Raw genomic sequence first — 23,168 nt, 5'->3', positions numbered from 1 at the left:
AGCGGATCAAAGATTGCGACGAAGATTTTCACGCGTGTGCGCCGCCTCATCGGCAAGCCATTGCGCGAACTGCTGCAACGCGGGCGACGGCGCGGGCCGCTCCGGATACACGAGGTAGTACGCCGCGCCGCTCGGCACGCACAGCGAAAACGGCGCGATGACGCGCCTGGCGCGCAGGTCTTCTTCGATCAGCGAGAGGTCGCCGATCGTCACGCCCAAACCCTGCATCGCCGACGAAATCGCCAGATCGAGCGTGTCGAAATGCTGCGCTTTCGTCGACGGCAGGCCGGCGTAACCGTAAGCGCCGAGCCACAGTAGCCAGTCGCGGCGGTCGCGCGTGGGATGCAGCAGCGTTTTCCCGGCGAGATCGTCGGGTGTTGGCGAGGCGTTCTTCTTAGGCTTCCACAATTCAGGCGCGCAAACCGGCGTCAGCACTTCATCGAAAAGATGATGCACGCTCGCGCCCTTCCCCGACGGCGCCGCGCCGAAGACGATCGCTGCGTCGAACTGCTCCGCGCTGAATTCGACGCCATGCGCCACCGACGCCGTCACTTCCACGACCAGTTCGGGCCGCTCGTTCTGCAGGCGGATCACGCGCGGCAGCACCCAGCGCATCGCGCAGGTCGGGCACTTCACGCGCAGAATGCCGGATTGCGCGCCGCCTTTCGCGAGGGCATCGTCGATCTGTCCGAACGCCTGCTGCAACGGCGCGACCAGCAACGCGCCGTGATGCGTGAGCGCGAGCCCGCGCGCCTGCCGCGTGAAAAGCGCATAACCGAGATGCGCCTCCAGCCCGGCGATCTGACGGCTGACCGCGCCCTGCGTCACGTTCAGCACCTCGGCCGCGCGCGTGAAATTCAGTTTCTGCGCCACCACCAGAAAGGTTTTGAGCACGTCGAGGGAAGGCAGGGGTTTCATCGGGTTTTTGACATGTAGCCATGATCTGCAAGCATGGCTAGTATGACAAAGTTTCGATTGTCCGCGCTTTATTGCTGCGGTTGAATCGACGGCAGATTTTCGTCGAACCGCAATTCCGGAGACATCCGCCGTGCAAAGCGCCTGCATTCCCGAGTCGAAGCTGCCGAACGTCGGCACGACCATTTTTACCGTCATCGGCCAGTTGGCCGACGAGCATCACGCGCTCAACCTGTCGCAAGGCGCGCCGAACTTCGCGTGCGATTCGAAGCTCATCGAAGGCGTCGAGCGAGCCATGCGGGCAGGACATAACCAGTACTCGCCGATGTCCGGCGTGCTCGCGCTTCGCGAAGCCATCGCCGTGAAAACGCAGAAGCTCTACGGCGCAACCTACGATCCGGGCACGGAAGTCACCGTCGTCGCGAGCGCGAGCGAAGGCCTGTACGCGACGATCAGCGCGCTCGTGCATCCCGGCGACGAAGTGATTTACTTCGAACCATCGTTCGACAGTTACGCGCCGATCGTGCAGTTGCAGGGCGCGAAGCCCGTCGCGATCAAGCTCTCGCCGCAGGATTTCCGCATCGACTGGGACGAGGTCGCCGCCGCGATCACGCCGAAGACGCGCATGATCCTCGTCAACACGCCGCACAACCCGACGGGCAGCGCGTTCACATCCGCCGACGTCGAGCGGCTCGCGGCGCTCACGCGCGACACGAAGATCATCGTGCTGTCGGACGAAGTCTACGAGCACGTCGTCTTCGACGGCGCGCTGCATCACGGCATGGCGCGTTATCCGGCGCTGGCCGAGCGCAGCGTCATCGTGTCGTCGTTCGGCAAGTCGTATCACGTAACGGGCTGGCGCGTCGGCTACTGTCTCGCGCCCGCCGCGCTGACGGCGGAAATCCGCAAGATTCATCAGTTCATGACCTTCTCCGCCGATACGCCGATGCAAATGGCCTTCGCCGAAGCGCTCGCGGATGAATCGAGCTATCTGAATCTCGGGCCGTTCTATCAGCACAAGCGCGATCTGCTCGCAGAATCGCTGAAAGCATCGCGCTTCGAGTTGTTGCCGAGTGCGGGCAGCTTCTTCATGCTGGCGCGTTACGACGCGATTTCCGATCAAGGCGACAGCGATTTCGTGCTGCGCCTGATTCGCGAAGCGCGCGTCGCGACGATTCCGCTGTCGGCGTTCTATACCGACGGCACCGACAACCGCGTGATCCGTCTTTCGTTCGCGAAGGACGACGACACGCTCATCGAAGGCGCGCGCCGCCTTTGCTCGATCTGACGATTTCCTGGAGACCAACACGATGAAACTGAACCACATCGCCAGCGCGCTGTTCCTCGCATGCACGTTCACGAGCGGCGCCGCGCTTGCCGCCGATACGCTGCGCTTCGGCCTCGAAGCGCAATATCCGCCGTTCGAATCGAAATCGTCGACGGGCGAGCTGCAAGGGCTCGACATCGACGTCGGCAATGCCGTGTGCGCCGCCGCGAAAATGCAGTGCAAATGGGTCGAGACCTCGTTCGACGGCCTGATCCCCGCGCTGCAGGGCCGCAAGTTCGACGCGATCAACTCGGCGATGAACGCGACCGAGCAGCGCCGCCAGGCGATCGATTTCACGACGGTCGTGTATCGCGTGCCGACGCAGCTCATCGCGAAGAAGGGCAGCGGCATCGAGCCGACGTCGGCATCGCTGAAGGGCAAGAGCGTCGGCGTGCTGCAAGGCTCGATTCAGGAGACGTTCGCGAAGGCGCACTGGGAAAACGACGGCGTGAAGGTCGTGCCGTATCAGGATCAGAACCAGGTCTACGCCGATCTGAAGTCCGGCCGTCTCGACGCGACGCTCGTGCTCGCGCCCGCGGGACAGAGCGGCTTCCTGTCGAAGCCGGACGGCGAAGGCTTCGCGTTCGCCGGTGCGCCCGTGCGCGACGACAAAATTCTCGGCAGCGGCATCGCCTATGGCATCCGCAAGGGCGACGATGCGCTCAAGACCAAGCTCAACGCGGCGATCGAGAAGGTCAAGGCGGACGGCACCATCGACAAGTACGCAAAGAAGTATCTGGGCGATATCGATATTTCGGCGAAGTAAGCAGCTTTTTTTGAGCGCAGGCACACTGGCGGCTTGATCTTTTCCGGCCGCCAGCCGCGTCTTGCAAGCTGGCGGCCGCAAGCATGGAAGCCGCATGAGCACGCCGACGACGCCCAAACCCGCCGCCGCACCGTCACCCTCACCGTCCGCGCCGCCGCCGCTCGAAGGCGGCAAGCTCGTTCTCGCCACCTTCGCGGTGGCGCTCGCGACGTTCATGAACGTGCTGGATTCGTCGATCGCCAATGTCGCGATCCCGACGATCTCCGGCAATCTCGGCGTGTCCGTCAACGAGGGCACGTGGGTCATCACCGTGTTCGCGGCGTCGAACGCCGTCTCCATTCCGCTGACCGGCTGGCTCACGCAGCGGCTCGGGCAGGTGCGTCTTTTCGTCGGCGCGATCCTGATGTTCGTGCTGTCGTCGTGGCTGTGCGGGCTCGCGCCGAATCTGCCGGTGCTGCTCTTCGCGCGCGTGTTGCAGGGCGCGGTGGCCGGGCCGCTGATTCCGCTGTCGCAGGCGATCCTGCTCGGCTCGTATCCGAAAGAGAAGGCGTCGATGGCGCTCTCGCTGTGGGCGATGACCGCGACCGTCGGCCCGATCGCCGGTCCCGCGCTCGGCGGCTGGATCACGGACAGCTATTCGTGGTCGTGGATCTTCTATATCAACATTCCGGTGGGCATCTTCGCGGCGGGCGTGACGTGGATCATCTACCGCGACCGCGAATCGCCGACGCGCAAGGCGCCGATCGACGTGATCGGTCTCCTGCTGCTCGTCTCGTGGGTCGCTTCGCTGCAGATCATGCTCGACAAGGGCCGCGATCTCGACTGGTTCTCGTCGCCGCTGATCGTCGTGCTGGCGATCGTCGCGGTGATCGCGTTCGCGTTCTTCGTCGTGTGGGAGCTGACCGACAAGAATCCCGTCGTCGATTTGCGGCTTTTTGCCGGGCGCAATTTCTTCGGCGGCACGGTGGCGATTTCGGTCGCGTACGGCGTGTTCTTCGGCAATCTCGTGTTGCTGCCGCAATGGATGCAGCAGTATCTGAATTACCGGTCGATCGACGCCGGGCTCGTCACCGCGCCGCTCGGCATTTTCGCCGTGATCCTCGCGCCGATCATGGGCAAGGTGCTGCCGCGCAGCGACGCGCGCATCATCGCGACGGCGGCGTTCGTCGGCTTCGCGTTCGTGTTCTGGCTGCGCTCGAAGTACGTGATCGAGATCGATACGTGGCATCTCGTCTTGCCGACGCTGCTGCAAGGCATTCCGATGGCGATGTTCTTCGTGCCGCTCACGGCGATCGTGCTATCGGGCTTGCCGCCGTCGAAGATTCCCGCGGCGGCGGGGCTGTCGAATTTCGCGCGGGTGTTTTGCGGCGCGGTAGGAACGTCGCTCGCGGGCAATGCGTGGGACAACCGCATCGCGCTGCATCACGAGCGGCTCACCGAGCAGGCGAATGTCTACAATCCGGCGTTTTTGCAGTCGCTCGGGCTATCGCAATCGACGCTCGACGTGAGTGAAGCGCAGGCGCGCGGCATGTTCAATTTCACCGTCAACTCGCAAGCCGCGATGATGGGACTCAACGATATCTTTCTGATCTCGGCGGTGATCTTCATTCTGATCATTCCGCTGATCTGGATTACGAAGGTGGCGAAGGGCGGGGGTGGCGGGGCGGCGTCGGGGGCGCATTGAATGATGCTCGCGCCCCGGGTGCTATTCGGGCAGAAAGCCCTCCTCCAGCACTGACGACATCGGCCATGGACAGCTTGCGGGAAACGTATCGACTTCGATACGGGTTTCATTCGCCGCCTGTTCCCGCGCATCGCCCCACATATCGGCGATCCAGTCCTCCTCGGTAAGCATGGGCTTGAGACTCGGCGTTCTCTTCAATCGACGTCCGATTGCCTCCCGCTGCACCCGAATCGTGGTTTGCCAGCTTGCGCCACGCCGCTCCGGCTGAAACTGCCACTTCAGCAAATGCGCCAGCAAGATCGCCATCCTGCTTGCAAATTCCCGCTGTTCACTCTTCCCCACGTCCTCGATTTCCTCAGCGATATGCTCGATATCGATGGACGCAAATTTCCCCGCACGCAGCAGCGCCGCCTGTTCCCAGGCCCACGCCACCACGTCCTTCTCATAAGGCGTTCCCATCGGCTGACTCCCGTTCTCTTCATCGTTCCCGGTGTCGCCGATATTAGTTTGCATTCCTTTGTTCATCCAGATCGTCCGTTTGGCCAACGCTCGTCACTTCAGCCCCAGTTCGACGCGCGAACCCGCGCCCTTGTCCTTGATGTCGTCCGCGTTCAACTTCGGCGCGACGACGAAAATCCGTTTGCTGTCGATTTTCCCGTCGAAATATTCCTGCACCGCCTGCGCGCGACGCTGCGCCAGATCGCGCAACGATCCTTCGTCGACCGGTGCGTTCTTCGTGAGCGCGGCTTTCATGTCGTCATCGGGCACCGACTTCGTCATGCCGATGAAGTTCGTCGGCTTCTTGAAATCGGCCGACTTGTACGCCTTCGTCAGATACTTGTCGTAGTCCGCGTCCGTCACCTTGATCGCGTTCCAGTCGACGTTCTCGCCATTGCTCGACATGTCGCGCACCTTCGCGCGCTTCACCTGTTGATCGAGCCACGCGGAACGCAACGCCGGCTCGTCCGTCTTCGGATCGACGCGGCCCGTCACGTCCAAGCGCACCGACGGCTTGTCCGCCAGCGCCTTCGCGATCGTATCGAGCTTCTTCTGCGCGGCATCGTTCAGCGTGGCCGAGCCCGCATCGAATTCGATGTAGTTGAGATCCTCGCCGCCGCCGCCGCTGAACGCATGCGCGAGCAGCGTGAACGGCGCGGTCACCGCCTTCTGCACCAGATTCACGATAGCCTGCCACACGAGCCCACCGATCGAAAACTCGGGATTGTCCAGCGAGCCGGAAATCGGAATATTGACATCGATCTCGCCGCGCGAATTCTTCAGCAGCGACACCGCGAGCCGCACCGGCAGCTTCGTCGCCGTCGGATTGTCGACGTGATCGCCGAACGTCAACTGATCGATGAACAAGTGATTGTTCGCCGTGAGCTTGTTGTCGGCGAGCATGTAATGCAGATCGACGTTGAGCTTGCCCTTCGTGATCGGATAACCCGCGTACTTCGACGAATACGGCGTCAGATTCGTCAGCTCGACGCCATGCGCGCTCGCGGTCAGATCGAGCGCGGGTTTCTCGATGAGCGGATTCACTTGCCCCTTGATCGACACCGGCCCGTTCGCCGCGAGTTTCGCCGACACGTCGACGGGCGCGGACGTGGTCGAATGCGTGCCGAACGCGCCGATCGTCCCGTTGATCGCAACGAGATTCGCAGTGTAGTTCGGCTTGATGAAGTTATCGGTGTAAGTGACGCGGCCGTCCTGCAGCACGAGCTGGCCGAAGCGCATGTTGACCGGCGGCCCCGACGGCTTCGCCGCCGTCTTCACCGGCACCGTCGCGCTCGCAGCGGCCGGCGCGGACGCGCCCTCTTCCTTCGCACGGTCGCGCGTCACCGATTGCGGGCCGTTGTCGCCGGCCACGACGCTCTTGAGGTTCAACCTGCCCTGCGCGTCGAGCAGCACCCGACCGTAGAACTTGGCGAAGGTCACGCGCGCCGCTTCGACATCGGTGCCGCGCTCGCTGTAGTCCGCCTTCACGTTCGAGAGCGAGAGCAGCTTCCAGCCGGCGAAGCGGTCGGAGGTCGCCTTGTCGAGCATGCGTACGTCCGTCAGCGACACGTCGCCCTTATAGGACGCCGCGAGCGTCTTGCCGCTGCCCGACATCGCGACGTCGCCGTTCGCGTTCAGATACGCGCTCGTCACGTCGATGTTGAGCATGTCGCCGAAATACGGCTCGAACGCGGAGGCGTCGACCTGATCGCCCTTGACGTGCAACGCGAGCTTGAGCGGCGACACCGTGACGTTGCCGCCAATCGCGAGCGCCCCCTTGCCGTTCAGCGTCAGCTTGCCGTCGACGGCGAGCGGTTTCGTCAAATCGTCGCCGAACTGCCTGACGTTGAGCGCGAGCGGCGCGACGCGCAGCTTGACCGGCTTCGTCGTGGTTTCATCGGTGATATTCGCCGATGCATCGGCGAGCGCGATCTCGCCGATCCGATACCGCCACGCCGGCCCCGCCGCCTGCGCCTTCTGGATCCTGCGCGTCGCCGACTGCTCGGGCGCGGCTTCGTGCGGCGCGGCGAGCGCGGCCAGATCGATGCTGCCGTCCTTGCGGCGCGTCGCATCGAGCGCGAGGCCGTTCAATTGCACGCTGTCGAGCGTCGCGTTGCGCGCGGACACATCGACCTTGGCGATCTTCGCCGTCGCCGACGCCAGCTTGATCGGCGCGCCGCCGCCCGCGTCGGGCGCGAGCGTGAGCGCATCGACCTTCACATCGCCCGCGCCGATTTGCACGCCGCCATCCGCCTTGCTCCAGTCGACCGACACCGGCAGATTCGCGCCGAGCGTGCCGCTCGTCACGCGCGCGGCCACCATGTTCGCCAGATACGGCTGCAACGGCGGCAGCGCCAACGCGCTCAGCGCGAGCTTTGCGTCCGCCGTTTTCGTGGCGAGCGTCACGTTGCCCGATGCATCGAGCGCGCCGCCCTTGTCGAATGCCGTCTTGAGCGTGTATTTCGCGGGCGTTTTGGCAAGCGTCGAGAAATCGTCGAGCGTCACGGCGAAGCCGGTCAACGCGGCCTCAACACGCTGTTTGAGCAACTGGTCGTCGAGCGCGATCCGGCCGTCTTCAATCGCGAGGTGGCGAATCGCCAGATCGAGCGGCGGCGCTTCCTTCTTGACTTCCTCCGCTGAAGGCTTCGGCGCGGGACCGGCCAGCTTCTGCACGTTCAGTTGACCCGTCGAATCGCGCGCGAGATGGACATCCGGATTGGACAGCGTCACTTCGTCGAGGTGATAGACATCGCGCAGCGGCTCGGCATTCGCGATCTTCACGTGCAGCGCGCGGGCCGCGACGAGCGGCGCGCTCGCCTTGTCCGTCACCGCGAGATCGGCGAGCTCGGCGGTGCCGTCGATGCGGATCGTCGGGGTATCGCCCGAGATCGCGAAGCGCACGTTGAGATCGGTCGAGAGCTTGCCGCTCTTCACCGCGACCGGCACCGACGCCGGCGCGTAAGACGCCATCTGCGGCACGTCGAGGCCGTCGAGCGTGAGCGCGATTTCCGATTCGCGCGACTGCGCAAACGGCTTCGTGCGACCCTTCACGACGAGCGGCGAGCCGTCGATGCGGGCCTGCAACAGCGGCGTCACGAAGATATCGGTGGCGGACGGCAGCGTCGCGATGAACGGAATGCCGAGCGCGAAACGGTCGACGACGTGCTTCGTTCTCAGAAGCCTGTCATCGAACGTGATCTGGCCGTTTTCGAGCTGAATGTTCGATACCGAGAAGCGCGCAGGCTTGTCCGAAGGCGGCGACGATGGCTTCGCGAACTTCGCGATCAGATCGGAGAAATTGAAATGCTCGCCGTCGAAACGCACGACGCTGATACGCGGCGAATCGATCTTCAGTTCGTTGACGACCGGCGCGAGTTTGAACACCGACGCCCACGACGTACGCACGACGAGCCTCGACACATCGACAAAACCGGCCGCCGCGCCCGGCGCCTTCGCGAGATTCGCGGGCGATTCGCCGATATGGACGTCATCGGCTTCCAAATCGAGCGTGTACGGATTGAGCCAAATACGCCTGATGCTGACGGGCCGGTCGAGCTGCTTTGCGAGCTGTTGCTCGGCGATATGTCGGATAACCGGCGGCGCGACGAAGAACCCGAGCACGCCGATAACGAGTATCGCGATCAGCAAGCCGATGAAAAAGCGCCGCGTGCGCCGCGCGTGAACGACGCCGCGCAGCGTCTGCCCGGCGGAGGCGAGAGAAGACTTCGTGATGCTCGACATTCGATGCGCGACGACGAGCCGCCGTCCCCGGAAAGATGATGTTCGAGTATACGACGATGCGACCCGCAAACGTTCGCCAAAGCGTGCGTCAAACGCATGAAGGCCGCGAAAAAATCGCGGCCTTCATGTTCGATTCAACTGTTTGCGCGCAGCGGAATCACTGCCGTTCGACTGACGGCGGCGCCCACGAGCCGTCGCTCGCCTGCGGCTTGGGCGCATAAAGACGCATCGTGAGCTGGAACTGGCCTTCGGGCGCGGGCAGCCAATTCGCTGTCTGCGCGCGGCCCGGCGACTTCGCCGACACGATCACGTCGATGGAGCCATCGCGATTCTTCTTCAGCCGGTCGCGATCGGAAAGCGAGAGCCGCGGCAGTTTCGCATCCGAGAGCGCCCCGTCCTTCGTGTAGGCGGTCAGGGTCCAGAAGCCGCGCACCGGCGGCAGTTGCTCGGGCTCGAAGTGCAGCGTGTACGCGTTCGCGCCGTCGAGTGCGTGGCCTTCGCTGTCCACGTGCGTCACCGGCTTCACTTCGCCTTCCTTCGTGCTCGTCGCGGTCTGCCGGCGCGCAAGATAGGCGCGCAACGTGTAATCCGTACCGTAGACGCCGACGCCATCGCCGAACCAGGTCCAACCGTTCTTCGTGATCGCGTTGGGCGGCGTCGTCTCGAGCCGCTCGCGTGCATCGGCGAGACCGGAATCGAGCAGCGGTGCGTCGGTCTTCTTGAACTGCACCGGCTCGCCCGGCTTCACGCCGAGATCGGCGAGCTGGCTGATCGCGTGACTGTCGTCGGTGGCGGCGGGATTGTCGTCGAGCGAGCGGGCGAGGCGCGCGAAGAACGCGTTCGCATCGAGCGCTTCGGCCTGCGCGCCCGGCGCGATCGTCGCCAGCGCGGATGGCAGCGGCGGCACCGCAGGTTGCTTCGCGCCGTTCGCGGGCCACGCGCCGGAGACGACCGGCGTCGGATCGGCGGCGGAGCCTTTCGCGGGCGTCAGCGTGTCGATTCGCATCGCGGTCTGCAGCTTGCGCGCTTCGCGCACGTCGCGCGCGCCGTTCACGCGCACGCGCACCGAAAGCCACACGTAACGTGTGCGCGTTTCGACGCGCGTCGCGTTCGCGGGCAGCGTGCCGGTCCAGCCAGCGGGCACGAACGCGATGAGCTGCATCTTCGGATAGGGCGTCGTGTCGGCGCTGGAATAGAGCGCGTTGGTCCACGCATCGAACGCGCGGGCGTCGAGATAGCGGCCGCGCGGCGCGGCGGGCAGCGTGACGATCACCGGATCGGCGGACACATCGAGCCATGCCGACGATTCGAGCGTGTCGACGCTCGCCCAGCCCGGCGCGCCGGCGGGCGGCAGCGCGCTCGCGTGACGGAAGGTGTTGAGCGGCGTCTGGCCGGGCTGCCCGGCGCGGCCGCTGGCGCGTTCGCGCGCGATATCCGACGCGACGAGCGGAAAGCCGAAGGTATAGGCATCGGCGACCTGATTCTTCACCCAGCCCGTGCTGGTCGCCTTGGCTTCGGGCTGCTTGGTCGCACAGCCCGAAAGGACCGCCATGCCGGCGAGACTCACGCTCATCCAGATTGCGGTGTTGAGCGGAAACGTCCAGCGTCGCTTGTTCTTCATTCGAATGGAAATCCAGTTCTTCTTTCGATTTGGGTTCTCGCACGCATCTTCGTAGGAGCGATGCGCGGCACGCCCGGAAGCGTATCGGCGCCGCTGCCACTCCCCGCGCGGCGCGCCACGAGCGTTATCTCGAAATTCGGGTTTTAACTTATCCGCTGACGATAGGCAAGATTAAGTCAGCAAAAGCGCTGCGGCATGCCGAAGAATGCACCAGATGCCGGTCAAAAGCACTGAATGGCGCGCTTTTCGTCCTTCGAATACGGTCTTCTCGTAGCATTTCGCGCTCCCGCGCGGCGGGACTCGACATTGCACGACGCGCTTCATTCAGGCCTTGACCTTCCAGTCATTGGAAGGTCGATACTGTTCCTTATGTGGGATCTTCGCGATCCCGGCCAGAACGGAGCGTTTCGATATGTCCACAGCAGCATCCGACCATCCGCGGACCGCGGAGTTGTCCGTCAGCGGGATGACGTGCGCGTCGTGCGTCGCGCGCGTCGAGAAAGTGCTTAAACGCGTGCCGGGCGTCGAAAGCGTCGCGGTCAATCTCGCGACCGAGAAGGCGACCGTGCACGCGAGCGCCGCCGTCACCGACGATCAGCTCGTCGCCGCCGTCGCCAAAGCCGGCTACGAGGCCGCGCCGATCCTGCCCGACGCCGCGCCGGAGCTCGCCGTTTCCTCCGGATTCGATCGCGAGCTCGCGGCCGTGCTCGCGTCCGCCGTGCTCACCGTGCCGCTGCTCGCGCCGATGTTCGGCCTCACGCTCGACCCGTGGCTGCAACTCGCGCTCGCGAGCGTCGTGCAGTTCGGCTTCGGCGCGCGTTTCTATGCGGGCGGCTATCGCGCGGTGCGGGCGTTCGCGGGCAACATGGATCTGCTCGTCGCGCTCGGCACGTCGGCGGCGTGGGGCTTGTCCGTCTGGCAAATGTTCGCGCACGGCGGCATGACGGAGCATCTGTTCTTCGAGGCGTCGGCGGTCGTCATCACGCTGGTGCGCTTCGGCAAATGGCTGGAAGCGCGCGCCAAGCGCCAGACCGCCGACGCGATCCGCGCGCTCAACGCGCTGCGGCCCGACAAGGCCCGCGTGCGCGACCGCGACGATCCGGCGCGCGAACGCGAAGTGCCGCTCGCTCACGTGCGTATCGGCGATATCGCCATCGTGCGGCCGGGCGAGCGCGTGCCGGTGGACGGCATCGTGCGCGAGGGCCGCACGCACATCGACGAATCGCTGATTACCGGCGAAAGCCTGCCGGTCGCGAAGGAACCCGGCGCGCGCACGACCGGCGGCTCGATCAACGGCGAAGGCGTGATCGCGATCGAAACCACGGCGATCGGCGCGGAAACGACGCTCGCGCGCATCATCCGGCTGGTCGAATCGGCGCAGGCGGAGAAGGCGCCGATCCAGCGGCTCGTCGATCGCGTATCGGCGGTGTTCGTGCCGGCAATTCTCGCGATCGCGCTCGTCACGCTCATCGGCTGGCTGCTGCACGGCGCCGATGCCGAAACGGCGCTGCTGAACGCGGTCGCGGTGCTCGTGATCGCGTGCCCGTGCGCGCTCGGCCTCGCGACGCCGACCGCGATCATGGCCGGGACCGGCGTCGCGGCGCGTCAGGGCATTCTCATCAAGGACGCGCAGGCGCTCGAACAGGCGCACGCGATCAAGATCGTCGCATTCGACAAGACCGGCACGCTGACGGTCGGCAAGCCGGGCCTCGTCGCGTTCGATGCCGCGCCGGGGCAGGATCGGAGCGCAGCGCTCGGACTCGCCGCCGCCGTGCAGCGCATGAGCGAGCATCCGCTGGCGAAGGCCGTCGCCGCCGCCGCGAGCCACGCACCGCGCTTCGAGGCGAGCGCGGCGCGCGCGGTCGCCGGACGGGGCGTGGAGGCGAACGTCGGCGCGCGGCGCATCGCGATCGGCAGTGCGCGCTGGGTCGCGGAACTGGGTTTTGACGTGCCGCCGACGCTCGCCGCGCGCGCTCGCGAACTCGAAGCGCAAGGGAACACGATCTCGTGGCTGATCGATCTCGACGGAGAAGTCCTCGCGCTGCTCGCGTTCGGCGATACCGTCAAGCCGACCGCGCGCGATGCAATCGAACGTCTTGCGCGCATGGGCGTGAAGAGCGCGCTCGTCACCGGCGACAACGAAGGCAGCGCGCAAGCCGTCGCGCGCGCGTTGGGTATCGCGCCGGAACGCGTGTTCGCGCAGACCTTGCCCGACGACAAGGCGCGCGTCGTCGCGCAACTCAAGGCGTCGAACGAAGGCATCGTGGCGATGGCCGGCGACGGCATCAACGATGCGCCCGCGCTCGCCGCCGCCGATATCGGCATCGCGATGGCGAGCGGCACCGACGTCGCGATCGAGGCGGCCGCCATCACGCTGATGCGCGGCGATCCGGCGCTCGTCGCGGACGCGATCGATATTTCGCGGCGCACGTATCGCAAGATTCAGCAGAATCTGTTCTGGGCGTTCGTCTACAACCTGATCGGCATTCCGCTCGCGGCGTTCGGCCTGCTCGATCCGATGTTCGCGGGCGCGGCGATGGCGTTTTCGAGCGTGAGCGTCGTCACGAACGCGCTCTTGCTGCGGACGTGGCGCGCTCAGGCCGGCGCGGCCGCTGACGAAGCGCGCGCCGGCAAGCCGATCACGCGGCCCGCGTAACGCGCGTCCTTCGGCGCGACCGCAGGTTCGGCGGCGATGCGCGCGGCGATGTCATCATCGAACGATGCGGATTTCGGCGCGCCGCTCGAATCGATGTGCATCAGCATCTGCTCGCACGCGCAAACGGCCTCCGTCGCGTCGCCTTCGAACATCTCCATATAGAGATGCACGCGCTTTTTGTCATGCGCGATCACGCGCCACTCGACGCGCACCGGCGCGCCCTCCTTGATCTCGCGCAGATACGTGACATGCGCTTCGAGCGTGTAGAGCGTGCGCTGGCGTGCGCGGCGGCCCGCGTCGTCGAGACCGATGCGGTCCATGAAGGCATCGGTCGCGAGGCTGTAGATCAGCATGTAGAACGCGTCGCGCAGATGGCCGTTGTAGTCGACCCATTCGGGTTTGACGGTGTCGCGATAGGTCATCGTGGTGCCTTGCGGTTCCGTTAGTCTTCGATCCCGTGACGCGCTTTCGCCTGCGCGATCGCCTCGATCACGCTCGCGATGCAGTCGTCGCGATAACGCTCCAGTTCCTTGATGCCGCGTCCGTTCGTCTGATTCGACGTACCGTCGACGACGCGGTCGATGAGTTCGTCGGTCAGTTTCGGCGCGACGAGTTTGGTCCACGGCAATTCGAGCGCGGGGCCGAACTGCTGCATGAAGTGTCGCATGCCCGCTTCGCCGCCCGCCAGCGTGTAGGTCAGGAACGTGCCCATGAACGACCAGCGGATGCCCGCGCCGTAGCGGATGGCGTCGTCGATTTCGCCGGTTGTCGCGACGCCGTCGTTGACGAGATGCAGCGCCTCGCGCCAAAGCGCTTCGAGCAGCCGGTCCGCGATGAAGCCGGGCACTTCCTTCCTCACGCGCAAGGGCCGCATGCCGATGGACGCGTAGAAGCGCATCGCGGCTTCGATCGCTTCGCCGGATGTCGCTTCGCCGCCGAGCACTTCGACGAGCGGCAGCAGATACACCGGATTGAACGGATGCCCGACGACGCAGCGCTGCGGATTCACGGCGCGCGCGTAGAAGTCGGTCGGCAGAAGGCCGGACGTCGACGACGCGATGATCGCATCGGGCTTCGCCGCGCGGCTCGCGCGTTCGTGCAGCGCGAGCTTGAGTTCCTCGCGTTCGGGCGCGCTTTCCTGGATGAAGTCGGCATGGGCGACGCATTCCTCGACGGTATCGACGAAGCGCAATCGTTGTTGCGACGCGCCCGGCGCCAGTCCGACGCGCTCGAGCGCCGGCCACGCGTTCGCGACCTTCGCGCGCAGTTGCGCTTCGGCGCCGGGCGCGGGATCCCACGCGGTGACGTCGAGTCCTGCTCCGAGGGCGCGCGCCACCCAGCCGCTGCCGATCACACCCGCGCCGAGCGCGGCGAATTGCTTGACTTGCATGTCTTCGTGTCCTTGTCGGTTCAGGCGAATTGTTCCGCGATGCGTTTTTCCAGCAGGCGTTCGCCGCGCGCCGGGAGGCCGAGCTTCTTGCGGCCTTCCGCGGGCGTGAGCGCGCGTGCGCCGAGCCGCTCGATGATTTCCACCGCGCGCTGGACGAGCGCGCCGTTGGTCGCGTGCACGCCGCGATCGAGCCACAGGTTGTCTTCGAGACCGACGCGCACGTGTCCGCCGAGGAGCATCGCTTGCGCGACCATCGGCATCTGCATGCGGCCGATGCCGAAGCCGGCCCAATGCGCGCCGGGCGGGAGGTTATCGACCATGGCTTTCATCGTGCCGGTGTCGGGCGGTGCGCCCCACGGAATACCCATGCACAGTTGAAAGAGCGGCGGGTTGTCGAGCAGGCCTTCTTTCAGAAGTTGATTGGCGAACCACAGATGGCCCGTGTCGAAAATTTCCAGTTCGGGCTTCACGCCGAGTTCCTGGATGCGTTTGGCGCCGGCGCGCAGTTGCGCGGGCGTCGATACGTAGATGTAGTCGCCGTCGCCGAAATTGAGCGTGCCGCAGTCGAGCGTGCAGATTTCGGGCAGCAGTTCTTCGACGTGCGCGAGGCGCGTGAGGCCGCCGACGAGGTCGGTGCCTTTGCCGAAGCGCATCGGGTCTTCGCCGGCGCCGATCTCGAGGTCGCCGCCCATGCCTGCGGTGAGGTTGATGATCACGTCCGTGTCCGATGAGCGGATGCGGTCTACCACTTCGCGGTATAGCGCGGGGTCGCGGCTGCCTCTTCCTGTCTTCGGGTCGCGAACGTGGCAGTGGGCGACGGTGGCGCCCGCGCGGGCCGCTTCTATCGCTGCTTCGGCTATTTGCTTCGGGGTGACTGGGATGGAGGGGTGCTTGCCGGTCGTGTCGCCAGCGCCGGTTACTGCGCAGGTCACTATCACTTCGTAGTTCATTTTCGATGTCCTTTAGGGTTCCTGTATTTTTTCTTCGGCTTTCGTTAAGTCCTGATTTCGCGTCGGTCTATTAGCACTGCCCCTGTGCGGGGCGGCACTCACTTTCTTTGCTGCTGCCGCTTCGCCGGATCCCGTATTCGTGTCGGTCTATTAGCACTGCCCCTGTGCGGGGCGGCACTCACTTTCTTTGCTGCTGCAAAGAAAGTAAGCAAAGAAAGCAGCTCCTGATACGCCCGCGGTCACACGCAATTTGGGTAGTCCTCTCGTCGTTCGTGGGCTGCCTAAAGAGTGCCCTCATAGGCCCCATCGAGCTTGGCTCGCGCACGGTCTGCCACATCGCACCACACAACAAACTGGTTCAGCACCAAATAGCTCCAGCCCGCTTCGCGGCCGACCGGTCAAGCGGGTCCGCGCGTGCTTCGCTACTAACGTCTCAATCTCGCTGCACTTGCCGCACGTTGGTTTCCCTTGCATACCGGGCGGCAGCGCGTAGCGCTGTGCCGGAGCCATTTCGTGCTGAACCAGTGTCCTCAGCGTTTTCGGGCGGCAGACCGTGCGCGATCCAAGCCCGATTAGGTGTTTGAGGGCACTCATTAGGCGAGTGCCGCCTGTGACGAGAGGACTACCCAAATTGCGTGTGACCGCGGGCCTGAAAAGCTGCTTTCTTTGGTTACTTTCTTTGCAGCAGCAAAGAAAGTGACTGCCGCCCCGCACAGGGGCAATGCTAATAGACCGACGCGATAACGGGATCCGGCAACAACAACGAGACCCGGCAACAACAACAACAACAACAAAAAAAACCTCAAAGCCCAAGGTATTGCCGAACCGCCGGCAGCCCATCCTTACCATCAAGAGTCTTCACGCCTGCGAGCCAGGCATCCAGCACCTGGGGGTTCTGCTTGAGATAGGCCTTGGCCGCCTCCTGAGGCCGCTCTTTGTTCATCACCGGCTGCATGAGCCGATTCTCGAGATCCGTCGTAAAGCGCAAATTGGAAACGAACTTCCCCGCATTGGGACAACGCGTCAGAAAATCCGTATTCGTCAGCGTATAAACGCGCGCTTCTCCGTAGTTCGGCCCGAACACGTCATCCCCGCCGGAGAGGTAATTGATCTTCATCTGGATGTTCATCGGATGCGGCTCCCAGCCAAGAAACACCACCGGCTTCTTCTCGCGGATCGCCCGCTCGACCGTCACCAGCATCCCCGCCTCGCTCGACTGCACGAGCTTGAACCCGCCCAACCCGAACTGATTCGTGTCGATCATCTTCTGAATCTTCGCGTTCGCACTGCTGCCAGGCTCGATGCCGTATATCGTGCCGCCCAGTTCGTCGCGATGCTTCGCGATATCCGCGAACGTCTTGATGCCCGCGTCATACGCATAGCTCGGCACGGCGAGCGTCGCCTTCGCGCCCGACAGATTCGGCGGCTCCAGCTTCTCGATGCTCTTCGCCTCCAGAAACGGCTCGACCGCCTTCTGCTGCACCGGCCACCAGTAGCCAAGCGACACGTCGATCTGCTTGCTCTTCAGCCCCGCGAGCGAAATCGGCACCGAGGCGACCGTCGTCCGCGGCGCATAACCGAGCCCCTCGAAGACGACCGACGCAAGCGCCGTCGTCGACGTGATATCGGTCCAGCCGATATCGACGAAGCGCACCGTGCGGCAACTCGCGTCCTCCGCGCGCGCACTCTGAGCGACGGCGAACGCCGCGCACGCGCCGGCGAAAAACAGTGTGGGAATCAGGCGTTGTCTCATTGCGAGGCTTCCGTTGAGGGTTGAACCGATGCGCCAGTTCGAATGCCGGCGTGCATACAAAGTACCGCCGCATAAAAGCGCCCGAACGCCCGCGTGCGACCGCGAGTTGACTGCTTGCGACCTGCGTCGCTTGCCGCTTCGCGCACGCGCCTTCGCATCCGCGTCTCGGCAACATTGAAAGCAAATTGAAATCATGACTTCCTGCTCATATTCGAAAACTTCGCACCATGGCGTAAACACGCATTGGAATGAAAAAACGTCGCGAATTCAGTAGTTTTTCCGCTGTTCGGTATCCGAAGCATGGCCGTCGCCGTTGCGCAAGATCAATCTTTGCCGAAACGCCACGGTCTCTGTGGTTGGTCGCACATAGCGCCGACTTCCGGCCGGGTAATGTGCGGGAAAGAGATAGCTTGTCTCGGCAGTGACGCGGCTTCAGGAAATGCGATGGAGTTAGCCGCGAAGCTCGCCGATTACATAGCCGTTCGACACACGTCGCCCAAAACCAAGGTGCCTGGATAATGGACCGTCAAGACGCCATCCGAGAGAGCGCGCGGCTCTACGCGCGCGAACCGCTTTACCTGCCTTCCGCCGAACAGATATCCGCATCGCGCATGACGGCCTTCACGCAGGCCCTCGAAAAGGCAACCGGCGAGCGCTTCGCCGATTATTCGGAATTGCATGCTTACTCAGTGCGCGAATATCGCCAATTCTGGAAATGCTTTCTCGAATCGGCGCGCGGGCTCGAATGGTCGGGATCCGATGAACCGGTCTGCATCGGCAACCAATGCGAAACGGCACGGTTCTTTCCCAACATCGAACTGAATTACGCAGAAAATCTGCTCGGCAAACGCATCGCGCCCGACGACGCTCCCGCGATCACCTCCTGCTTCGCCGACGGACGCCGCATAAGCTATACGCGCGGCGAGTTGCGCGAGCGCGTCGTGCGCCTCGCGCAGACGCTCTCCGAGCTCGGCCTGAAGGAAGGCGATCGCGTGGTGGCGATCATGCGCAACGACTGCGACGCGATCACCGCTGCGCTCGCCGTGACCGCGCTCGGCGCAACGCTTTCGACAGCCGCGCCGGAAAACGGCGTGCAGGCGATTCTCGACCGCTTCGCCCCGCTCGATCCGAAGTTCATGTTCGCGCACACGATGCAGCGTCCGTTCGACACCGGCGGCTCGCTCTCGGGCCACGTCGCGGCGGTGGCCGCGCAACTGCCGACGCTCACGGACATCGTCTGTCTCGAAGATACCGAACTGCCCAGCACGGTGACGCAGCGTCAGCACGAGTTGCGCTCGCTGATCGCGCGCGGCGACGCGATGCGTTTCGACTGGAAGCGCTTCCCGTTCAACCATCCGCTCTTCATCATGTTTTCGTCGGGCACGACCGGCAAGCCGAAATGCATCGTGCACGGCGCGGGCGGCACGCTGCTCGAACACGTGAAGGAGCATCGCCTGCACAGCGATTTCGGTCCCGGCGACAAGCTCTTTTTCCACACGAGCTGCTCGTGGATGATGTGGAACTGGCAGATGTCGGTGCTCGCGTCGGGCGTGGAGATCGTCACTTACGATGGTCCCGTCGCCGCCGTCGACACGCTCTGGCGTCTCGTCGCGAACGAGCGCGTGACGGTCTTCGGGACGAGTCCCGCCTATCTGAAGATGAGCGAGGATGCGGGCATCGAGCCGGCCGGACAGTTCGATCTCTCGGCACTACGCGCGATGATGTCCACCGGCGCCGTGCTCTACGACTCGCAGTTCGAATGGGTGTACCAGCACGTCAAGCAGTTGCAGTTGCAATCGATTTCAGGCGGCACGGACATCATCGGCTGCTTCGTGCTCGGCAACCCTAATCTGCCCGTCTATGCGGGCGAAGCACAATGCCGGAGCCTCGGCCTCGACGTGCAGGCGTTCGATCAGGGCGCGAGCACGATCATGCCGGGCGAGCTCGTCTGCACGAATCCGTTTCCGTCGCGACCGCTCGGCTTCTTCGGCGACGACGACGGCTCGCGCTTTCACAAGGCGTATTTCGCGGCGAACGAAGGCGTGTGGACGCACGGCGACGTCATCGAGTTCTCGCCGCAAGGCTCGGCGCGTCTGCACGGCCGCAGCGACGGCGTGCTCAACGTGCGCGGCATCAACGTGAGTCCGGGCGAAATCTACCGCATCCTGAGCGAGATTCACGAGATCCGTCATGCGATGGTCGTCGCCCAGACCGGCGCGAACGCGGGCGATGCGGGCCAGCGCATCGTGCTCTTGCTCGTGCTGCGGCCCGGTGCGCAACTGAATGCGGCGCTCGCCGCGCGCGTGCGCCGCGATCTCACGCGACAAGGCTCCGCCGCGCTCGTGCCCGATGTGATCGTGCAGGTCGACGGCTTGCCCGTCACGCACAACAACAAGCCGTCGGAAGCGGCCGCGCGCGATGCCGTCAACGGCCTGCCCGCGCGCAACGTGTCGTCGCTCGCCAATCCCGAGTGTCTCGATCAGATTCGCGAGCATCCGTCGCTTACGCGCGTGAAGCGCGATCTGCCCGCGCCGGGCGATTCGATCGGATCCATCGAGGCGTATCTGTGCGCGCTCTGGGAACAGCATTTCAGCTTCTCGCCGATCGGCCGCGACGACAACTTCTTCGAACTCGGCGGCCACTCGCTGCTCGCCGCGCGGATGCTCGCCGACGTGCAGCGCGCGACCGGCCGTGCATTGCCGCTATCGACGATGATCGTCGCGCCGACCGTCGCGCGCCTCGCCGCCGTCCTCGCCTCCGAACCGGGCGCGCGCACCGCGGACTCGACGCTCGTGCAAATGCGCGCGGGCGTCGGCCGGCCGATCTTCATGGTGCACAGCATCACCGGCTCGGTGATGGAGTGCCTGACGCTCGCGGGCATGGTGCAGAACGAGCGGCCCGTGTACGGCCTGCAGGCGCTCGGCCTCGACGGCGATGAAGCGCCGCAGCACAGCGTCGAAGAGATGGCGCGCGGCTACGTGCTGCGCATCCGCGAAGTGCAGCCGAGCGGTCCTTATGCGCTCGTCGGCTATTCGTTCGGCGGGCTGGTCGCGTTCGAGATCGCGCAACAGCTCGTCGCGGCGGGCGAGAAGATCGAGATGCTCTGTCTGCTCGACACGTACATTCACACGCATTGTCTGCCCTTCACGCTGTGGACGCGGTATCAGGCGGGCGTGCTCGTCGAACGTCTGCGCGAGTTGCGCTCGCTCAACGCCGGCGCGCGCCTCGGCTTCGTGCGCGGCAAGGCGGCGGCGATGACCAACCGCGTGCGCGGGCGCATGGGCAGGCCGACGACGCACCGGCAATCCGACGACGTCGCCGATCTTCCGCCTGTGCTGCGGCGCGTGCGCGAATCGATGAGCGCCGCGATGGCGACCTACAAGCCGCGACGTTATGACGGCGGCCCGATCGTCTACGTGCGCGCGACGATGCTCGACGACTCGCGCAGCGATCCGCTGCCGGTCTGGCAACGCGTCGCGAAGCACGGCGTGCGCGTGATGCCGGTCCTCGGCAGGCACACCGATCTCGTGGTGGAGCCGCACCTGAGCACGGTCGCCGCGACGCTCACGAACGCGCTCGCGAGCGCCTGAACCGCATCTTCGAGCAGTGCAATCCGGCCGCCCTTCGGGGCACGCCGGATTGCGCGCGTTTTTTGCGCGCGCTAGGGTGGACGGCTTCTCTCATCGACGAGCCTTGCCAATCGATCCGATGTCCGCGCCCCACGATTTCCATTTCCTGCTGCTGCCCGAGTTCTCGTCGATCGGATTCATGTCCGCGATCGAGCCGCTGCGCGTCGCCAATCGCTTCGCGGGCGATCTGTATCGCTGGCACATTCTCAGCTTGGACGGCGGTCCGGTCGCCGCGAGCAACGGCATCACGCTCAACGCCGAAAGCGCGTTCGATCAGGTGAACGACGCGCGCACCGTGTTCGTCGTGTCGGGATTCGAGCCGCTCTCGCGCTACACGCGCGCGATCGGCGACTGGCTGCGGCGCCTCGATCGCGCGGGCGCGACGCTCGGCGGCATCGACACCGGCAGCTTCATCCTCGCGGAAGCCGGGCTGCTCGCGGGCACGCGCGCGACGCTGCACTGGGAAGCGGCCGCTGCATTCACCGAGCGTTATCCGGCGATCGCGACGAGTCAGGAACTGTTCGAGATCGACACGCGGCGCATCACATGCGCGGGCGGCACGGCATCGATCGATCTGATGCTCGACGTGATCGCGCGCGAACACGGCGCGGAGTTGGCGGCGCAAGTGTCGGAGCAGTTCGTGCTCGGGCGCATCCGGCAGCGCTCGGATCATCAGCGGATGCAGATCGCCGCGCGTTACGGCATCCACAATCGCAAGCTGATTCAGGTGATCGAGCTGATGGAGCAGCATATGGAAGAGCCGCTGTCGCCCGATGCGCTCGCCGAATCCATCGGCGTGACGCGGCGTCAGCTGGAGCGGCTCTTCTGTGCATCGCTGAAGGACACGCCGACGCACTTCTATCTCGGCCTGCGTCTCGTGCGTGCGCGCGAGCTGCTTCACCAGACCGACATGTCGATTCTCGCGGTGTGCGTCGCGTGCGGCTTCGAATCGCCGTCGCATTTTTCGCGCACGTATCGCGCGCGCTTTCAGACGAGCCCGCGGCAGGATCGAAGCGCATTGCGCGCCGTCCCGTCCGCGCGGCTCGCGGCGGCTTAGAACGAGTGACGCATGCCTACGCGCACGTCGGCCTGCGTATTCGACGACGACGGCGTGAAGCTGTAGCCGATGACTGCATCGATGGGACCGGACGCGCGCAGATAGTCGCCCGAGATATACACGTCGGTACGTTTCGAAAGCAGATAGTGCAGCCCGAGCGAGCCCTGATTCCAGTGATTGCCTTCGAAGCGCGTGTGCTGATAGCCGCCGTAGAGATTCAGGTCCGGCCTGAAGCTGTATGACGCGCCGCCTTCGTACACCTGCATGTGCGAGGTCTGGCCGAGGCCCTTGATCGTCGTGTAGGTGAAGTTGCCCGATAACATCAGGTTGCCGATGGTCCATGCCGCGCCCACGGCGAACGCGCCTTGCTTGTCGACGGGAAACGAGGTCGAGCTATAGAGATCGGTGACGGCCCCCGTCGCCGGATCGACCGATACCGTCGGCTGGCCGAGGAAGGTGCGCGCGCCGATCATCGCGTACGGATCGAACGCGTAGATGCCGTTCGGATTGTTGAGTTGCGTATAGGCCGCGCCGACGTTGAAGGTGTTCGCCGCATAGTGCGCGCCGACGCTCCACGCGCTGTTGCGATGGAAGTCGCCCGCCTGATTGCCGAACGAATACATGCCGCCGAAGGTGAAGCCGCCGATGTCGTTCGACAGGAACTTGATCGAGTTCGGCAGACGGTCGCCGTTCATGCGGTCGAAGTCGCCCTGGTGAATGGCGTAGCCGCTCGCCCACGCCGAGATGTTGTAGAGGTAGACGAACTCTTCGGTCATATCGAGCTGATTGCCGAGCGAGACGGTGCCCCACTGGTTCTTGAGGCCTACGTAGGCTTGCCGTCCGAATTGCGCGCCGCCGAAGCCGAGCTGGCCATTGCCGAGATGAAAGCCCGATTCGAGCACGAAGACCGCCTGCAATCCGCCGCCGAGATCTTCGGTGCCGCGAAATCCGATGCGGTTGCCATAGGAGATGCCGTCGTCGAACTTCACGACATGCGAGCCGCCCGTGTTGCTGACCCAGGTGACGCCCGCATCGAGAATACCGTAGAGCGTCACGCTGCTTTGCGCGTGCGCCGTCATCGGCATGTTCGCCGCGCCCGCTGCGAACGCGAGGCCTGCGATCCTTGCGGCATGTCTTTTTCTCATGTGCTGGTCCTTTGCTCGTCTCGATGTGTATTGCGT

Annotated in this window: 15 protein-coding genes; 6 read left to right on the top strand and 9 right to left on the bottom strand. The window is 64.6% G+C overall.

Annotated features, from left to right (window positions below; all coding sequences use genetic code 11):
* Window positions 1-6 precede the first annotated feature (6 nt).
* Window positions 7-918 (bottom strand): LysR substrate-binding domain-containing protein, encoded by a 912-nt coding sequence (locus tag NCS67_RS20530; RefSeq protein ID WP_034473137.1) that lies wholly within the window; start codon window positions 916-918, stop codon window positions 7-9.
* A gap of 130 nt (window positions 919-1,048) precedes the next feature.
* Here NCS67_RS20530 and NCS67_RS20525 point away from each other — a divergent pair, with 130 nt between their 5' ends.
* The 3 genes from NCS67_RS20525 to NCS67_RS20515 all read left to right on the top strand — a co-directional run bounded on the left by NCS67_RS20525 (window position 1,049) and on the right by NCS67_RS20515 (window position 4,692).
* On the top strand, window positions 1,049-2,203 hold the full coding sequence (locus NCS67_RS20525; protein WP_008354122.1) for a methionine aminotransferase: 1,155 nt from the start codon (window positions 1,049-1,051) through the stop codon (window positions 2,201-2,203).
* 22 nt (window positions 2,204-2,225) lie between these two features.
* Window positions 2,226-3,008 carry an ABC transporter substrate-binding protein gene (locus NCS67_RS20520; RefSeq protein ID WP_008354124.1) on the top strand — a complete coding sequence of 261 codons (783 nt, stop codon included), beginning with the start codon at window positions 2,226-2,228 and terminating at the stop codon, window positions 3,006-3,008.
* A 94-nt stretch (window positions 3,009-3,102) separates the two neighbouring features.
* Window positions 3,103-4,692, top strand: a complete 1,590-nt coding sequence (locus tag NCS67_RS20515) for a DHA2 family efflux MFS transporter permease subunit (protein WP_008354125.1) — start codon at window positions 3,103-3,105, stop codon at window positions 4,690-4,692.
* A 21-nt stretch (window positions 4,693-4,713) separates the two neighbouring features.
* On the opposite strand, the gene NCS67_RS20510 is transcribed toward NCS67_RS20515, so the two are convergent.
* The 3 genes from NCS67_RS20510 to NCS67_RS20500 all read right to left on the bottom strand — a co-directional run bounded on the left by NCS67_RS20510 (window position 4,714) and on the right by NCS67_RS20500 (window position 10,552).
* Window positions 4,714-5,151: a DUF29 domain-containing protein gene (locus NCS67_RS20510; RefSeq protein ID WP_175982964.1), complete on the bottom strand. Its 438-nt coding sequence runs from the start codon at window positions 5,149-5,151 to the stop codon at window positions 4,714-4,716.
* Between the two features lie 93 nt (window positions 5,152-5,244).
* Window positions 5,245-8,931, bottom strand: a complete 3,687-nt coding sequence (locus tag NCS67_RS20505) for a DUF748 domain-containing protein (RefSeq protein ID WP_250436329.1) — start codon at window positions 8,929-8,931, stop codon at window positions 5,245-5,247.
* Window positions 8,932-9,088: 157 nt separating this feature from the next.
* The gene (locus NCS67_RS20500; RefSeq protein ID WP_250436328.1) at window positions 9,089-10,552 is read right to left on the bottom strand and encodes a DUF1254 domain-containing protein; all 1,464 of its coding nucleotides are present in this window, start codon (window positions 10,550-10,552) and stop codon (window positions 9,089-9,091) included.
* Between the two features lie 412 nt (window positions 10,553-10,964).
* Between NCS67_RS20500 and NCS67_RS20495 the strand changes: the two genes are divergently transcribed.
* Complete coding sequence (locus tag NCS67_RS20495) at window positions 10,965-13,208, top strand: heavy metal translocating P-type ATPase (RefSeq protein ID WP_250436327.1); 2,244 nt, start codon at window positions 10,965-10,967, stop codon at window positions 13,206-13,208.
* Here the strand turns inward: NCS67_RS20495 and NCS67_RS20490 are convergent.
* The 4 genes from NCS67_RS20490 to NCS67_RS20475 form a co-directional block, all read right to left on the bottom strand.
* Window positions 13,148-13,630, bottom strand: coding sequence for a thioesterase family protein (locus NCS67_RS20490; RefSeq protein ID WP_175982930.1), 483 nt, complete (start codon window positions 13,628-13,630; stop codon window positions 13,148-13,150). The two genes, NCS67_RS20495 and NCS67_RS20490, sit on opposite strands and share 61 nt — an antisense overlap.
* Window positions 13,631-13,650: 20 nt before the next feature.
* Entirely contained in the window at window positions 13,651-14,598 is a 948-nt protein-coding gene (locus NCS67_RS20485; RefSeq protein ID WP_250436325.1) for an L-carnitine dehydrogenase, read from the bottom strand.
* Between the two features lie 20 nt (window positions 14,599-14,618).
* Window positions 14,619-15,548, bottom strand: a complete 930-nt coding sequence (gene cdhC, locus NCS67_RS20480) for a 3-dehydrocarnitine:acetyl-CoA trimethylamine transferase CdhC (protein WP_008354133.1) — start codon at window positions 15,546-15,548, stop codon at window positions 14,619-14,621.
* An 802-nt stretch (window positions 15,549-16,350) separates the two neighbouring features.
* Window positions 16,351-17,301: a choline ABC transporter substrate-binding protein gene (locus NCS67_RS20475; RefSeq protein WP_008354134.1), complete on the bottom strand. Its 951-nt coding sequence runs from the start codon at window positions 17,299-17,301 to the stop codon at window positions 16,351-16,353.
* 518 nt (window positions 17,302-17,819) lie between these two features.
* Here NCS67_RS20475 and NCS67_RS20470 point away from each other — a divergent pair.
* Window positions 17,820-20,891 (top strand): acetoacetate--CoA ligase, encoded by a 3,072-nt coding sequence (locus tag NCS67_RS20470; RefSeq protein ID WP_250436324.1) that lies wholly within the window; start codon window positions 17,820-17,822, stop codon window positions 20,889-20,891.
* Window positions 20,892-21,009: 118 nt separating this feature from the next.
* Window positions 21,010-21,987: a GlxA family transcriptional regulator gene (locus NCS67_RS20465; RefSeq protein ID WP_008354136.1), complete on the top strand. Its 978-nt coding sequence runs from the start codon at window positions 21,010-21,012 to the stop codon at window positions 21,985-21,987.
* Here the strand turns inward: NCS67_RS20465 and NCS67_RS20460 are convergent.
* Window positions 21,984-23,132 (bottom strand): porin, encoded by a 1,149-nt coding sequence (locus NCS67_RS20460; protein WP_008354137.1) that lies wholly within the window; start codon window positions 23,130-23,132, stop codon window positions 21,984-21,986. The genes NCS67_RS20465 and NCS67_RS20460 overlap by 4 nt on opposite strands.
* Window positions 23,133-23,168 lie beyond the last annotated feature (36 nt).

The sequence above is a fragment of the Caballeronia sp. ATUFL_F2_KS9A genome (genome assembly GCF_023630765.1).
GTDB lineage: Bacteria > Pseudomonadota > Gammaproteobacteria > Burkholderiales > Burkholderiaceae > Caballeronia > Caballeronia zhejiangensis.
Note: the sequence above shows the minus strand (reverse complement) of the source record. Positions and strands in the feature narration are given on the sequence as shown.

Coding starts and splice junctions, on each gene's coding strand:
- NCS67_RS20530 (WP_034473137.1), bottom strand. CDS start 918: ATGAAACCCCTGCCTTCCCTCGACGTGCTCAAAACCTTTCTGGTGGTG.
- NCS67_RS20520 (WP_008354124.1), top strand. CDS start 2,226: ATGAAACTGAACCACATCGCCAGCGCGCTGTTCCTCGCATGCACGTTC.
- NCS67_RS20515 (WP_008354125.1), top strand. CDS start 3,103: ATGAGCACGCCGACGACGCCCAAACCCGCCGCCGCACCGTCACCCTCA.
- NCS67_RS20510 (WP_175982964.1), bottom strand. CDS start 5,151: ATGGGAACGCCTTATGAGAAGGACGTGGTGGCGTGGGCCTGGGAACAG.
- NCS67_RS20505 (WP_250436329.1), bottom strand. CDS start 8,931: ATGTCGAGCATCACGAAGTCTTCTCTCGCCTCCGCCGGGCAGACGCTG.
- NCS67_RS20500 (WP_250436328.1), bottom strand. CDS start 10,552: ATGAAGAACAAGCGACGCTGGACGTTTCCGCTCAACACCGCAATCTGG.
- NCS67_RS20495 (WP_250436327.1), top strand. CDS start 10,965: ATGTCCACAGCAGCATCCGACCATCCGCGGACCGCGGAGTTGTCCGTC.
- NCS67_RS20490 (WP_175982930.1), bottom strand. CDS start 13,630: ATGACCTATCGCGACACCGTCAAACCCGAATGGGTCGACTACAACGGC.
- NCS67_RS20485 (WP_250436325.1), bottom strand. CDS start 14,598: ATGCAAGTCAAGCAATTCGCCGCGCTCGGCGCGGGTGTGATCGGCAGC.
- cdhC (WP_008354133.1), bottom strand. CDS start 15,548: ATGAACTACGAAGTGATAGTGACCTGCGCAGTAACCGGCGCTGGCGAC.
- NCS67_RS20475 (WP_008354134.1), bottom strand. CDS start 17,301: ATGAGACAACGCCTGATTCCCACACTGTTTTTCGCCGGCGCGTGCGCG.
- NCS67_RS20470 (WP_250436324.1), top strand. CDS start 17,820: ATGGACCGTCAAGACGCCATCCGAGAGAGCGCGCGGCTCTACGCGCGC.
- NCS67_RS20465 (WP_008354136.1), top strand. CDS start 21,010: ATGTCCGCGCCCCACGATTTCCATTTCCTGCTGCTGCCCGAGTTCTCG.
- NCS67_RS20460 (WP_008354137.1), bottom strand. CDS start 23,132: ATGAGAAAAAGACATGCCGCAAGGATCGCAGGCCTCGCGTTCGCAGCG.